Genomic DNA, 14,459 nt, shown 5'->3' with positions numbered 1-14,459 from the left:
TTTTTTATTTATTTTGTTACAATAATAGCCTTAGCCCGTTATAATAATATATTTTATAACCTATATCTTAGATACATTATGAAAACCATAAAACTTGTCTTGTTAATTCTTATATTATCATCATTCTGCAAAATAATTATTGCACAAAATACAGGTAATTTCATAATCAATGGCCATATAGACGGATTAAAAACCGGAGATACTATAAATATAGATTATGTTCTTCTTCCGGACTGGAAAATAGAAAAGAGCGATACTATCATAGCCCAGCAGGCTGATGTCCTTGTCTACAATAAAGAACTGCCCAATACAGCATTTCTTATGCTCTCGCATTTACCCAAAGACAGACCGAAGGCGATAACGAATATTCGGGGGGCAACTTTACTAGCTTCGCCGGGTGATAAACTTACGCTCAAAGGAAACGAAAGATATTTCGGGGCATTGAAGATTAGCGGAGGCTTTTATAATGATCCTACTGTTTCACGTCTTAACGAGCTAGAAAGTATCCATTACACAAAGTCTATAGACCTATATCGTGACCTGCATAATGCCCGCCAGACAAAGCAGGAAGACAGTATTTTAAAGTACGCGGGTATATATAATAGTCACAAGCGGTCGGATGAACACAAACTTTTAGAAAAATATATTAAGGATGAGGTAAACGATAGTGAATTTTCGGTGCTACTCTATCTGCAAGATTTATATGATATACCTTATCAAAAGTTGGAAGAACGCTTTGCACGATACACAAAAGATATACAGGATTCTTTTATGGGTCAACATTTAAACCATATGCGCAAAGTGCTGAAAAATATCGAAGTCGGTAACAATCCTTCCGATTTTACAGTGATTGACAATAAAGGCAATAAATTAAAACTCTCCGATTACCGGGGTAAATATGTGTTGATTTATCATTGGGGAATGTGTCCGGGTGCGATATGGGCGCAACCTCAGTTGCTTGAACTATATAACAGATTTCATGATAAAGGATTCGAAGTTATAGGTTTTACTCCCGATAACTATTTTGAAGGAGAACCGCGGGCTGATACTCCCAAAGAACTGGAAATATTATTTAACCAGCCATGGACAACAGTATATACCGATAATGAAGCAAATAAATTTATCGGTGAAGATTATTATTTTGCAGGGTTTCCGATTCTTATGCTTATATCTCCCGAAGGAAAAACGTTGACCCGTGGATATACAGATGCTTTAGAACCTACAAAGAAAATTATACAAGAGAATTTATCTGCTAACTGATTATTATTCACATATTTTTATAAGAGAAATTTATCTATATTGTTTTAGCTGGTAGCTTATAGCTGTCAGCCGATAGCTCTTTGAATTTTTTAAATTTATAGTTGACAGCTACTTATTCCTCGTTACCAACTATCCATTATCAACGTTCAGTGAAAAACGTTACTTTTGTTACCTTTTAACTATATATTGTTAATTTATGTGAGTATGGTATCTGTTTTTCTACATTAAGCGAGACGAAGTAAAAAAAGCTAATGGCTAAAAGCTAACAGCTAATAGCTGAAAAAAGTTACTTTCGTTACTTTTTAACATAATATTGTTAATAAATGCAAATGAGATAATTTGGAAAGCTAATACTTTTTAGCCTCATACTTTCATTAAAAACTTTCTAAGACTTATCTTTGTTTCAATTATTAAAGATATAACGCACAAAATAAATGGAACATGTAAAAAAGCCCGACTGGTTGAAAATTAAACTGGGGGGCAGTGATCATTTTTCCGAAACTTTAGATATAGTAGAATCGCACGGACTGCATACTATTTGCACCAGTGGCAAATGCCCCAATCTGGGTGAATGCTGGGGACGTGGTACGGCTACTTTTATGATAGGCGGCGATATATGCACCCGTTCCTGTAAGTTCTGCAATACAAAGACAGGAAAGCCTCTGGCTTTAAATCTTAATGAGCCTTCGAATGTGGCGAAATCTATACAGTTAATGGGGCTGAAGCATGCTGTAATCACTTCTGTCGACAGGGACGACCTACCCGATCAGGGAGCGCAGCACTGGGTGAATACCATTAATAAAATCCGCCAGTTCAATCCCACCACTACTATAGAAGTGCTTATCCCCGACTTTCAGGGAAAGAACGACTTGATAGATTTGGTATGCGAGGCAAGGCCTAATGTCATTTCCCATAATATGGAAACTGTGAGGAGCCTTACACCCAAAGTACGCAGCGCTGCCCGTTATGATGTGAGCCTGTCGGTACTGGAGCGCATAGCCGGAAACGGGCTGAAAGCAAAATCGGGTATAATGGTCGGACTGGGCGAAACTACTGAAGAAATATATCAGCTAATGGACGATCTTCGTTCGGTGAATTGCGCTGTACTTACTATAGGACAATACCTGCAACCGACACGGAAACATCTGCCTGTAGCTGCATATATACATCCGGATGAATTCAAGCTTTATAAAGAAACAGCAATGAATAAGGGTTTCGAATATGTAGAAAGCGGCCCTCTTGTGCGTTCATCATATCATGCAGAAAACTGCCTCTAAAAGAACAAGAAATGGTAAAACAAACAGAATTCAGTTTACGCCCTCGTAAAAGAGGCTTTCACCTCGTGACAGAAGAAATAATGGAAAACCTGCCTGAGCTACCTCAGACCGGTATCTTGAATCTGTTTATACAACATACATCCGCAGCGCTGACAATCAATGAGAATGCCGATCCCGATGTACGTATCGATATGGAGTCTATCTTCAACCGTCTGGTACGTGAAAGAGAACCCTATTATGTGCATACTCTTGAAGGCGACGACGATATGCCTGCACATGCCAAATCCACTCTTTCGGGAGTCAGTATCACTATACCTATTACAAAGGGACGCCTCAACCTCGGCATCTGGCAGGGTGTCTATTTGTGTGAATTCCGTAATCATGGCGGGAGCCGTCATATTGTGGCTACGGTAATCGGCTAAGCACTTACTTTACCTTTTCTTTCCAACCGAATTTCAACTTTTTCATTATCAAAATGAAAACAGATTATCTATACTTATATAGAATCTGATTCTTTCATTATGATATTAGCTAACTGTATATATTTTTTTAGTCATAAGTACGAGTTTAAAAAGGTTTAATCAGTATTTCATAAAAATTATATGTTTGAGAACATATAGAACAAATTGACATATAATTAAACCTTAGATTAAACAATAAGTCTAAAAATTATAGAAAATGAGACAAAAATCTAAAAACGTAATTAAATAAAATTTCAGCAAATTATTCGAACAACATCTTTTTTTTAACCTAATCTGAAAATTTTACTTATTACCAACAGCTAATACTTTATCATTATGAGAAGGTCAGTATTCTTTTTGTGCTTTATCAGCCAGCTTTTTCTACTACAAAGTTGTGGAAATAAGACAGATAATAAAAATCAGAGCAATGAGCCGGATACAATTTTTGTTACCCGTGACGGTATCAGAATCAAACCTGCCGATACCCTGAATCCGATCGATTATCAAATAGTGGAAAATGTATATAAAAAGGAAGCCGATTCGACAGGACAGGAAGAGAATACAACTCTATCCGACAACATGGAAAATGGAGAAAAAGCCTACATGAATGATTACATAAGTAACTTCTATATATTGGCTACAGTACCCGATGCTATAAATACTGACAATATAATTACAAATGAAGATTATGATTTGAGTAGCTCCGGTCAGTACGATTATTATCAGGGAAATGATAGTTATCAGGATTATCCTGTCTACAATTATGAAATTGATAATTACTATTATGAAGATTTTTATTATCCTCTGCAAATAGATAATTATTTCTATGAGGACTATTACTTCGATGATCACTATTATTATCCGTCATATCCGGAATATAAGCCCGGCAAACCGAATAAACCTAACCGCCCTCATAAACCACGGCCGCCTCATAAGCCGAAGCCTCCTGTAAGGCCTCAACCACCGAGACCGCCTGTTAGACCGGAGAGACCGGATAGTATAAGAACTTCTGAAAGGCCAAGACCCGGATCAGTTATAAGACCTGAACAACCTAATGACATCAGGACATCCGATAGACCTGTTCCCGGATCTATCGTAAAACCGGACAATAATAATACCAGACCGGCACCGGGATTATCATCCGATTTACGGGAAAGAGAACGTAGGGAAACTGAAAACCGACGACAGCGAGAGCAGCAAGAACAAGATCGTAGGGAAGCCGAGAGCAGACGTCAGCGTGATCAACAGGAGAGACAACAACAAGAACAACGCGATGCCGAAAGCCGCAGACAAAGAGAACAACAACAGAAGCAAGAGCAGGAAAGACGTGAAACAGAAAACCGTAGGCAAAGAGAGCAACAGGAAAAACAAGAGCAAGAACGCAGAGAGGCAGAAAGCAGGCGTCAACGAGAACAGCAAGAGCGACAAGATACAGAACGTCGCGAAACCGAAAACAGCAAACAAAGGGAACAACAGCAAAAGCAAGAGCAAGAGCGAAGAGAAGCCGAGAGCAGACGCCAGCGCGAACAGCAGGAAAAAGAACAACAAGAGCAACGCGAGGCTGAAAGCCGCAGACAAAAAGAACAACAGGAAAGGCAAGAGCAGGAACGAAGAGAAGCCGAGAACAGACGTCAGCGTGAACAGCAGGAAAGACAAGAACAAGAGCGTCGCGAAGCTGAGAACCGCAGACAAAGAGAGCAACAGCAAAAGCAAGAGCAGGAACGCAGGGAAGCCGAGAGCAGACGTCAGCGTGAACAGCAGGAAAGACAGGAACAAGAGCGGCGCGAAGCTCAGAACCGCAGACAAAGAGAGCAACAGCAAAGGCAAGAGCAGGAACGCAGGGAAGCCGAAAGCAGACGCCAGCGCGAACAGCAGGAAAGACAGGAACAAGAACGTCGCGAATCTGAGAACCGCAGGCAAAGAGAACAACAAGAAAGGCAAAATGCTGAAAGCAGCAGAAGACGCTAAAAAATATAGACTAAAATAACAAAATGTTTAACGTATTTAATCTTACAATTATGAAAAAGGTATTATTATTCTTGGTGAGTGCATTCTTATTTATGGCTTGTGAAGGACCAATGGGACCCGAAGGACCAATGGGTATGAATGGACCTGCCGGTCCTGCAGGAGCAACAGGACCCGAAGGCCCCGAGGGACCTAAAGGACCAAACGGGGAACCCGGACACGGATCGAACTGGTATACGACAGCCATTACCGTTAATGCGAGTGATTGGAAACTCAATGGGCAACCTAACGAGTTGAACTCGTTCTACTATGTAGATAAGCCTTTGAAAGAATTGACTAAAGCTATTTACGATGAAGGGTCTATCATAGCCTATATCGAAACTGATAATGGTATTAAAAATGGAATGCCTCTGGTATTACATAAAGCAGATGAAGATGACAAAGGCGAATTCTTCTGGACGCAGACCTACGATTTTGATTTCCAAGTAGGAAATATAAGATTCTATCTGACCTACTCCGATTTCAGCACAAAAGTTAAACCCGGTGCAGAAACCTTTCATGTAGTCCTGATGTGGTAGACAATATATTCTAAAAGAAAACGTAGCGTCTGTTGATAGACGCTACGTTTTAATTATATCAGGATATTTATTATATTATTAAATAGAAAGTATTTTCAGAGTGTTGAGTAAATCCTGCTGCAATGGCTTATTCTTCTTTATAGCTTTAGAAAACGGCACATTAACAATGATATCGTTCTGTATACCAATCATTACATTGCGCTGTCCATCCAGTAAAGCATCAATCGCCGCTGCCCCCATTCTGCTGGCTAGGATACGGTCGTTGGCTGTCGGAGAACCACCGCGCTGCACATGTCCGAGTATAGTTACTCGCACATCATATTGCGGATATTCGGTCTTTACACGCTCGGCCATGGCCATAGCACCTCCGGTTATATCACCTTCGGTAACAAGCACAAGACTACTATTCTTACTCTTACGGAATCCGTTGGAGATAAGGTCGCCGAGTTGGTCTTGCTGAAGCATCATTTCGGGTATAATAGCAGCTTCTGCACCGGATGCAATAGCTCCGTTCAAGGCAAGGAAACCACATTCACGTCCCATGACTTCGATAAAGAACAGCCGCTCGTGTGAACTAGCTGTATCGCGTATCTTATCTACAGCCTGCATAATGGTATTGAGTGCTGTATCGTAACCGATAGTAAGGTCTGTTCCCTGCAAGTCGTTGTCGATTGTTCCGGGTAAGCCCACAATTGGATAGTTGAACTCCTGAGCAAAAATGCGCGCACCTGTAAGTGAACCGTCGCCTCCGATAACTACCAGCGCATCGATACCCTCTCTTTGTAAGGCTTCGTATGCTATCTGACGTCCTTCGGGAGTTTGAAACTCTTTACTACGGGCAGTTTTGAGGATAGTACCGCCTTGTTGGATAATATTACTGACGCTGTTGCTTTTGAAAGGCTCGATTTCATCGAATATCAAACCTTTGTAACCCCGCATGATGCCCTTTACTTCCAAACCGTTAAATATGGCAGCACGGGTGACAGCACGAATTGCAGCATTCATACCCGGAGCGTCTCCTCCGGATGTCAAAATACCAATACACTTAATTGTAGACATAGCTTTACATTTTATTCTCTATTGCACTTTAGAAATCCGGTGCAAAAATACGAATAAAATAGCTTATATTATCAACTTTTGTGTGGCATTTTGGTTAAACCGGCACCGCTCTGATCTCATCTATCTTGGCTTCAACTTCTTCCATTTGCCATTTAGGAGTGGAAGTAGCACCGCAGATTCCGATAGTTGCCGTCTTACTTACAACATCAGGATTGATATCTGAAGGGGTTGTTATGAAGTAAGAATTCGGGTTGTATTTCTTGCATTCTGCAAAGAGGACTTTCCCGTTAGAACTCTTTTCACCGGCTACAAAGAAGATAATATCATGCTTAAGAGCAAACTCCTTAATATTAGGAATACGGTTAGAAACCTGACGGCAAATAGTGTCGAAGTATTCGAAGCGGGCATCTCCCTTCATACGGCTCTGGATGATATCTATTATCTCCTGAAATCCGTCGAGAGGTTTTGTGGTCTGTGAAAACAGGCAGATATTCTTCGAGAAATCAAGTTTATCCAAGTCTTCTTTCTTCTCTATGACGATAGCTGTCGAATCTGTTTGTCCGAGCAAGCCGTTTACTTCTGCATGTCCATTCTTTCCATAAATGACGATCTGCGTATTATTATCTTTTTCAAGGTCGTACTTGTCGTGTATCTTCTTTTGAAGACGAAGTACAACCGGGCATGAGGCATCAATAATTTCTATGTTGTTAGCTTTTGCTATTTTATAAGTGGATGGGGGCTCGCCATGTGCCCTCAATAAGACTCTTACATCTCTGAGTTTGGCGAATTCTTCGTGATTGATTGTCTTCAGACCTAATTTTTCCAACCTGTCGACTTCCAGATTGTTGTGAACAATATCGCCAAGGCAATACAATGTTCCTCCTTTTGCAAGTTCCTCTTCAGCTTTTTTGATGGCGTTGACCACACCAAAACAAAAACCCGATTTTGCGTCTATCTCTATATTGCTCATTTAGTTTGTTGTTATTTGTTTGAACTTCTCCAGCAACCATTGCATCTGTTCATCAATAGTCATATACGAATTGTCGAGAAGAATGGCATCATCGGCTTTCACCAACGGGCTTTCGGCACGTGTCTGATCCATATGATCCCTAGCTCTTAAATTTTCCAATACGTCTTCATAAGTCGTTTGTGTATCGCCTTTGGATCGTAGTTCATCGAAGCGGCGCTGCGCTCTTATTTCAGCATCTGCAGTTACAAATACTTTCATTTCGGCTTGCGGGAATACGACAGTTCCGATATCTCTTCCATCCATTACAATACCTTTCAACTTTCCCATTTCCTGCTGCAAAGCAACCATAGCATGGCGGACAAAAGGTATGGCGCTTACGATACTTACTTTTGAAGACACTTCCATGCTGCGAATATCCGATTCTACATTCTTTCCATTAAGATAGGTTTCAGGCAAGCCTTCTTTGTTCAGATGGAATTCTATCTTAATATTCTTAATATCGTTATGCAACCTTTCTTCGTCCAGCTTATCACCATTGAAGAGATGGTTATCGATACAATACAAAGTTACTGCTCTGTACATAGCTCCGCTGTCGATATATATATATCCTATTTGTTTAGCAAGGCTTTTCGCCATAGTACTCTTACCATTTGATGAAAAACCATCGATTGCGATAACAATTTTCTTCATATTCAAGTTTAAAACGTATGATACAGATAAATGTTTATCCTGTTTATAATAGATTATGTTAAATATAATCAGACAAAGATAATCTAAATCCGTCAACTCTGGGCAGGCTGTTAATAACATTTATAAGCCGATATAGCAGAATGATTACAAGCCTATTTTAGATGCGTATCTGTTAAGTTTCCAACTTATCTGCAAAAGCCTGTCTTAATTACAAAAAATTGCTTATTTTTGCAGCCTGAAACATTCTTATAGTAGAAATGATAAACCGCGTTCTTATTCGTATCAGAGTTGTCCAGATACTGTTTTCATGTAGTCATAGCGAGACTACCGATTTGAGAAAAGCTGAAAATGAGCTTCTTTTCAGTTTGCAAAAATCATACGATCTGTATTTTTACTTCTTGTCGCTCTTGGTAGAGTTGACCGAAGCATATGCCCATAAAGTGGATAACCGCAGATCGAAATTATTACCGACCGAAGAAGATATTAAGCCGAATACGAAATTATTATCCAATAAGTTTATAACTCAATTGCAGGACAACCCTCAATTGAAGAAGTACCTTTCTGACAGGCCGTTTTCATGGCACGACCACGAAGCTTTCATCCGCAAAATGCTGGAAACTATTTTAAGTTCGGATACATACAAAGATTACTTAGCCAATGGATCGGAAAGCTATGAAGATGACCGGGAATTCTGGCGTAAGGTTTTCAAACATATCATTTGTAACGAAGAAGACCTTTACAACTTACTGGAAGACGAAAGCCTCTATTGGAACGATGATATAGAGATCATCGAATCTTTTGTAATAAAAACAATCAAACGCTTCGAAGAAGAGAAAGGGACTGAACAAGAACTTTTACCTATGTTCAAGGATGAAACTGATCGCGAATTTGCGGTAAAGCTATTGAGGGAATCGCTCTGGAGCGGAAAAGAATATCGCGAACTGATCGATAAATATACTCAAAACTGGGAATCGGAACGTATAGCACTTATGGATATGGTAATCATGCAGATAGCTATATCCGAAATTATGAACTTTCCATCCATACCTGTAAGTGTTACACTGAACGAATATATAGATATTGCTAAATCGTACAGTACGGCAAAAAGTGCTTCATTTATCAATGGTATATTAGACGCGATTGTAAAAGAACTGAAAGAAAGCAACAAGATAATTAAGAAATAATAATATTTATCGTATTTGGCAGTTCACTGTAATTCAAAATAATAGATTATATTTGTGAAACTCTTTACGAAAGGATAAAAATTAAGGATAATATAAATCAAATATTAAAGGACTTATGAATTTATTGAATGTAATATTACAAGCAGCTGACGGTGGTGCTGCCGCCGGAGGAGGATTTTTAGGCTTAGGTAGCAGTGGCAGTATGATAGTGATGATGATATTGCTGTTTGCTATCATGTATTTCTTCATGATTCGCCCACAGCAAAAGAAGCAAAAAGCACTTCAAGAGGCACGCAATGCGATAAAGGTCGGCGACAGAGTAGTTACTGCCGGTGGAATACACGGTAAAGTAAAAGATGTGAACGATACAACATTTGTATTGGAAATTGCTGACGGTATTAAAATAACAATAGAGAAGTCATCTGTTTACGTTTCTGCTGCCGACACTCAGGCTAACAACAGATAACTATCTATTAACGGAACATAATCGGGTATAGCTATATGAGCGATACTAAAGATATAATAATACAAGAAGTCAGATCATTTTTCAAAAACATTTCATGGAAAAAGATTCTGACTTTTTTGTTTTTTGTATTGTTGTCCTTAAGTTTCTGGTTGATGCAGGTCTATCGCCAGAAATTTGAGTCGAACCTCAATATACCCGTTAAATATGTTAATGTTCCCGATAGTATTGTATTTGAGAATGAGTTTCCTGAAAGCATTTATGTACGCATAAAAGATGACGGGGCAGCTATTTTCAGATATTACTTCACACGCAGAAACGATTCGTTGGTAGTAGACGTCAGGGATATAATATACAACTCGCAGGAAAAAGTAATCCAAGGAAGAAACTTCGAACAACTGATACGCAGTATGCTTTTCAATTCATCCGAACTGATAAGTTACTCTCCTACCCGTCTATCTTTTACGTATGCCGTATTGAGACAGAAAAAATTGCCTGTCATATACGACGGGTACATAAGTCTTGCATCGGGCTATCTTATCGACGGAGAACTTACAATCAAACCGGATTCCGTCACTGTATACGGAAGCCGTGCAGCACTCGATACTTTGCATTATGCGCATACAGTGAGTGATACCCTGCTGGAAGTTACCGGAGATAAAAAAATGCTGGTAGCCATGCGTCAGGCTAAAGGTTTACGGTTTATCCCGAATGTTGTGGAACTGAATATCTCGGTAGATGAGTTTACATCTAAAGAGGTAGAAGTTCCTGTAGAATGCATTAATTTGCCGAATAATCTTATTATCAAATTTTTCCCATCATCCGTAAAGATACCGTTCTTCGTTGGACTGAAAAGATACAATGACATTTCAGCTAAAGATTTTCAGATTATCATCGATTATAACGAAATAAAAGATCTGAAAGAATCTTCTGTACCAATACGTATCACGGAAAGCCCCGACTACATCCAGACCAAGCTTCCGATTCCTTCCGAAGTGGAATTCGTACTGGAGCAAAAATAATTTCATCGAGCCATGATAAAATTAGGCATTACAGGTGGTATAGGGAGTGGCAAATCGACCGTTTCTGAAATATTTTCTTTATGCGGTATCCCTGTATACATTGCTGATGTGGAAAGTAAAAGGCTTGTTGCGACATCTCCTGTTATAAAGGAAAAGCTTATAAAAATATATGGCAAAGAATTGTACAAAGGGGGGATTTTGAACAAAGCATTACTGGCATCACATATATTTAACAATAAGGCTGATCTTGAGCAGGTTAATTCCATTATTCACCCCGAAGTAGCTAAAGATTTTGAAGAATGGCTGTTCCGGCATAAAAACGAGAAATTAATAGCACATGAAGCGGCTATTTTGTTCGAATCGGGTTTTGACAAACTGATGGATAAAACGGTAATGGTATATACTCCGCTTGAAATGAGAATCGAGCGTACGATGAAAAGGGATAATGCATCATGTGAGAAAGTACTGGAACGAATTGAAAATCAGATGGCAGATGAAGAAAAAGTAAAACTTTCAGACTTTGTAATTGTTAATGACAATACACATTCGTTAATAGAACAAGTACTTAACGTCATGAAACAACTCAAAAACTCTTAAGTTATGGAGATACAAAATTCTTATCAGGATATATTCGAAGCAAATAAAAAATGGGTGGAAAAGGTAAACGAGGAAAACCCTGATTTTTTCACTCATCTGGCTACAGAACAAAATCCTGACTATCTGTATATAGGTTGTTCCGACAGTCGTGTGCATGCCAACGAAATAATGGGTCTGCAACCCGGAGAAGTATTTGTGCACAGGAATATTGCCAATATGGTAGTAAATAACGACCTCAATGTATTGTCTGTTATAAACTATGCGGTTGAGCACCTGCATGTAAAATATATTATAGTGTGCGGTCATTATAACTGCGGCGGTATCAAGGCAGCAATGGAACCTAAAGATTTAGGTATACTGAATCCTTGGTTGCGAAACATCCGTGATGTATACCGTCTTCACGAAAAAGAACTGGATGCTATAACCGATCCGCATGAAAGATATAACCGACTGGTAGAGATAAATGTATACGAACAATGCCTTAATATAATTAAGACCGCAGAAGTTCAGAAATCATATCTGGAAAAGAGTTATCCACGCGTGGCAGGCTGGGTATACGATCTGAATGACGGTATATTGCACGATCTGAATATTGATTTCCGGAAAGAACTAAACCGTATCCGTAAAATATACGATCTGACTAAAGGTAACGATTCCGGGCATAATCCTGAATAGATTTCTTAAGAAGAATGAATTACAAATATATTATACTAACCTTATTTTCATGCTTATTATTCCTCAACGGATGCAAACCTGCCGGAAATAATAAGACTAAGACATTATCTGTAACTATAGACCCTCAGAAATATTTCCTTGGTACAATTGTCGGAGATCATTACAATGTAAATTGCATTGTACCATCAGGAGCAAATCCCGAAAGTGCAGACTTCTCCCCGTCGCAAATGATGTCTTTGGATAAAAGTGCCGCATATTTCAAAATAGGATATTTAGGTATTGAAAACACGTTGATAGACAAAGTAACAAAAAGTAATCCTTACCTAAAAGTTATCGATTGCTCGGAAGGTATAAAGCAAATTGGTGACCCGCATATACATTGCGGAGAAGATGGACACGACCATAGCCATGCACACGGACATGCAGGGGGTGATCCGCATACATGGAGTTCTGTAAAATCGGCACGAATCATTGTGGAAAATATGTATAAAGCTATACTGGAACTGGATAAGGAAAATGAAGCCGATTATACAGCTAACTACGAGAAACTGACAACCGAGGTTAATAAGACCGACAGCATTATAAAATCATATCTGGCAAAAGCACCGAGTAAGTCCTTTATTATTTATCATCCGGCACTGAGTTATTTTGCCGATGAATACGGGCTGACACAATATTCGATAGAACATGAAGGAAAAAATCCGTCTCCTTCGCAACTGAAAGAACTGATAGATAAAGCAAAGGCAGAAGGTGTAAAAACGGTTTTCATTCAACAGGAGTTCGATACTAAAAATGCTGAAACTATAGCCGAAGCAATCGGAGGAAAAACAATTCCTCTGAATCTCTTATCATACAACTGGAGTGACGAAATGATAAAAATAGCCAAGGCACTTGCTAACGAATAGAGATGAATAAAATACTTGAAATAAGAAACTTATCGGTAGGCTACGAGGATCATCCGAATGTTCTGACTAACGTTAATCTAGATGTATTTGATCAAGACTTTCTGGGAATCATCGGGCCGAACGGAGGTGGTAAGACCACCCTGTTAAAGACAATACTCGGTTTGGTAAAACCAATCAAAGGACATGTTTCTTTTTTCAAAAACGGAGTAAAAACCGATAACATTAATATAGGCTATTTACCGCAAATTAATCAGATAGATAAAAAATTCCCAATATCAGTTCATGATGTAATTTTGTCAGGATTGACAATCAAAAGACGGATATTCTCCCCATATACGAAGGCACAAAAGGAGAAAGTAGAGGTTATTGCACGGCAAATGGGATTGGATAAGTTAGTTGACAGACCCATAGGCGCATTATCGGGCGGGCAATTGCAACGAACACTTCTAGGACGTGCTATTATCGACAATCCGGATTTATTGATACTGGATGAACCCAATTCATATGTCGATAAACGCTTTGAATCCGATTTCTACAAAATACTTGAAGATATAAATAAGAGTACTTCCATCATTCTTGTTTCGCATGATATAGGTACTGTCATTTCATCAGTTAAAAATATTGCATGTGTTAATGAAGGACTGCATTATCATTCGGGAACTAATATATCTACAGAATGGCTTGAAGAATCTTACTCTACTTGTCCGATAGAGATTATCGGGCATGGAGATTTGCCTCATCGTGTATTGGGAAAGCATGAAGGTTGCGACTGCTGTAAAGACAATGATTAATAGCCGCTTTCTCTCGCTAATTTTGTTATCTTCTTTATAAAATCTGACTTAGCTAAAGTATATGCATCCCTGTTATGTTCGTATATTTGCCTGAGTTCTAACTTTATTAATCCATACACTTCTGCTACTTCGGGATGAAATAACAAATAATCCCTGAAATGAATCTCATCCCAATCACCTTTATATCTTATATGGACATGGAATACCTTTTCTTCAAAGCCCTGCAGAGCATATCCCTTCATAAACATCATATGTGGAGCCGGATTTTTAGGCTGAGGAGTATAAATATATCCGTTGCCTTCCATTATATGAAGCAACTGTGCGGTATCCGTATTTTCGCTTATCTCCATCAGTATATCTATTGTGGGTTTAGCTATTAATCCGGGAATAGCTGTACTTCCTATATGGTTTATACAGATAATATTTTCTCCGATAATTCTTTCTAGTAAGTATTTTTCAGTATTATAATAGTCTTTCCAATAACTTTTATGCTCGCTCAGTATTACAGGAAATAGTTGCCAGAGTTCTTCATCGGTCATTTCTTTTAAAAACTTTTTCATAA

Annotated in this window: 16 protein-coding genes; 12 read left to right on the top strand and 4 right to left on the bottom strand. The window is 38.9% G+C overall.

Translation table 11 applies throughout. From position 1 onward, the window contains the following. Positions 1 to 78: 78 nt before the first annotated feature. From K348_RS0108585 to K348_RS0108565, 5 genes are all read left to right on the top strand, one after another. Positions 79 to 1,260, top strand: a complete 1,182-nt coding sequence (locus K348_RS0108585; protein ID WP_029904560.1) for a peroxiredoxin — start codon at positions 79 to 81, stop codon at positions 1,258 to 1,260. Between the two features lie 434 nt (positions 1,261 to 1,694). Next, on the top strand, positions 1,695 to 2,537 hold the full coding sequence (gene lipA, locus K348_RS0108580; RefSeq protein ID WP_029904559.1) for a lipoyl synthase: 843 nt from the start codon (positions 1,695 to 1,697) through the stop codon (positions 2,535 to 2,537). Between the two features lie 11 nt (positions 2,538 to 2,548). Next, positions 2,549 to 2,959 (top strand): secondary thiamine-phosphate synthase enzyme YjbQ, encoded by a 411-nt coding sequence (locus K348_RS0108575; RefSeq protein ID WP_029904558.1) that lies wholly within the window; start codon positions 2,549 to 2,551, stop codon positions 2,957 to 2,959. 375 nt (positions 2,960 to 3,334) lie between these two features. Then, positions 3,335 to 4,966, top strand: coding sequence for a hypothetical protein (locus tag K348_RS0108570; protein ID WP_051697720.1), 1,632 nt, complete (start codon positions 3,335 to 3,337; stop codon positions 4,964 to 4,966). Positions 4,967 to 5,016: 50 nt separating this feature from the next. After that, complete coding sequence (locus K348_RS0108565; RefSeq protein ID WP_029904556.1) at positions 5,017 to 5,541, top strand: collagen-like protein; 525 nt, start codon at positions 5,017 to 5,019, stop codon at positions 5,539 to 5,541. 78 nt (positions 5,542 to 5,619) lie between these two features. On the opposite strand, the gene pfkA is transcribed toward K348_RS0108565, so the two are convergent. From pfkA to cmk, 3 genes are all read right to left on the bottom strand, one after another. After that, on the bottom strand, positions 5,620 to 6,600 hold the full coding sequence (pfkA, locus tag K348_RS0108560) for a 6-phosphofructokinase (RefSeq protein WP_029904555.1): 981 nt from the start codon (positions 6,598 to 6,600) through the stop codon (positions 5,620 to 5,622). Between the two features lie 94 nt (positions 6,601 to 6,694). Next, the gene (locus K348_RS0108555; RefSeq protein WP_029904554.1) at positions 6,695 to 7,570 is read right to left on the bottom strand and encodes a 4-hydroxy-3-methylbut-2-enyl diphosphate reductase; all 876 of its coding nucleotides are present in this window, start codon (positions 7,568 to 7,570) and stop codon (positions 6,695 to 6,697) included. Continuing rightward, positions 7,571 to 8,260: a (d)CMP kinase gene (gene cmk, locus K348_RS0108550; RefSeq protein WP_029904553.1), complete on the bottom strand. Its 690-nt coding sequence runs from the start codon at positions 8,258 to 8,260 to the stop codon at positions 7,571 to 7,573. It lies immediately after the preceding gene. Positions 8,261 to 8,517: 257 nt separating this feature from the next. Here cmk and nusB point away from each other — a divergent pair, with 257 nt between their 5' ends. The 7 genes from nusB (at position 8,518) to K348_RS0108515 (ending at position 13,897) form a co-directional block, all read left to right on the top strand. After that, positions 8,518 to 9,444, top strand: a complete 927-nt coding sequence (gene nusB, locus K348_RS0108545; RefSeq protein ID WP_029904552.1) for a transcription antitermination factor NusB — start codon at positions 8,518 to 8,520, stop codon at positions 9,442 to 9,444. Between the two features lie 115 nt (positions 9,445 to 9,559). Continuing rightward, on the top strand, positions 9,560 to 9,910 hold the full coding sequence (gene yajC, locus K348_RS0108540; protein WP_029904551.1) for a preprotein translocase subunit YajC: 351 nt from the start codon (positions 9,560 to 9,562) through the stop codon (positions 9,908 to 9,910). A gap of 35 nt (positions 9,911 to 9,945) precedes the next feature. Beyond that, positions 9,946 to 10,929, top strand: a complete 984-nt coding sequence (locus K348_RS0108535) for a hypothetical protein (RefSeq protein ID WP_029904550.1) — start codon at positions 9,946 to 9,948, stop codon at positions 10,927 to 10,929. 12 nt (positions 10,930 to 10,941) lie between these two features. Continuing rightward, the gene (gene coaE, locus K348_RS0108530; RefSeq protein ID WP_029904549.1) at positions 10,942 to 11,526 is read left to right on the top strand and encodes a dephospho-CoA kinase; all 585 of its coding nucleotides are present in this window, start codon (positions 10,942 to 10,944) and stop codon (positions 11,524 to 11,526) included. Positions 11,527 to 11,529: 3 nt separating this feature from the next. Continuing rightward, on the top strand, positions 11,530 to 12,201 hold the full coding sequence (locus tag K348_RS0108525) for a carbonic anhydrase (protein ID WP_029904548.1): 672 nt from the start codon (positions 11,530 to 11,532) through the stop codon (positions 12,199 to 12,201). 14 nt (positions 12,202 to 12,215) lie between these two features. Next, entirely contained in the window at positions 12,216 to 13,106 is an 891-nt protein-coding gene (locus K348_RS0108520; protein ID WP_029904547.1) for a metal ABC transporter solute-binding protein, Zn/Mn family, read from the top strand. Between the two features lie 2 nt (positions 13,107 to 13,108). Beyond that, positions 13,109 to 13,897, top strand: a complete 789-nt coding sequence (locus tag K348_RS0108515; RefSeq protein WP_029904546.1) for a metal ABC transporter ATP-binding protein — start codon at positions 13,109 to 13,111, stop codon at positions 13,895 to 13,897. On the opposite strand, the gene K348_RS0108510 is transcribed toward K348_RS0108515, so the two are convergent. Next, positions 13,894 to 14,457: a GrpB family protein gene (locus tag K348_RS0108510; RefSeq protein WP_029904545.1), complete on the bottom strand. Its 564-nt coding sequence runs from the start codon at positions 14,455 to 14,457 to the stop codon at positions 13,894 to 13,896. The genes K348_RS0108515 and K348_RS0108510 overlap by 4 nt on opposite strands. Positions 14,458 to 14,459: the final 2 nt, after the last annotated feature.

The sequence above is a fragment of the Prevotella sp. 10(H) genome, from assembly GCF_000711235.1.
Classification (GTDB): domain Bacteria; phylum Bacteroidota; class Bacteroidia; order Bacteroidales; family Dysgonomonadaceae; genus Dysgonomonas.
The sequence above is the reverse complement of the archived record's forward strand: the minus strand, read 5'-3'. Positions and strand labels throughout refer to the sequence as shown.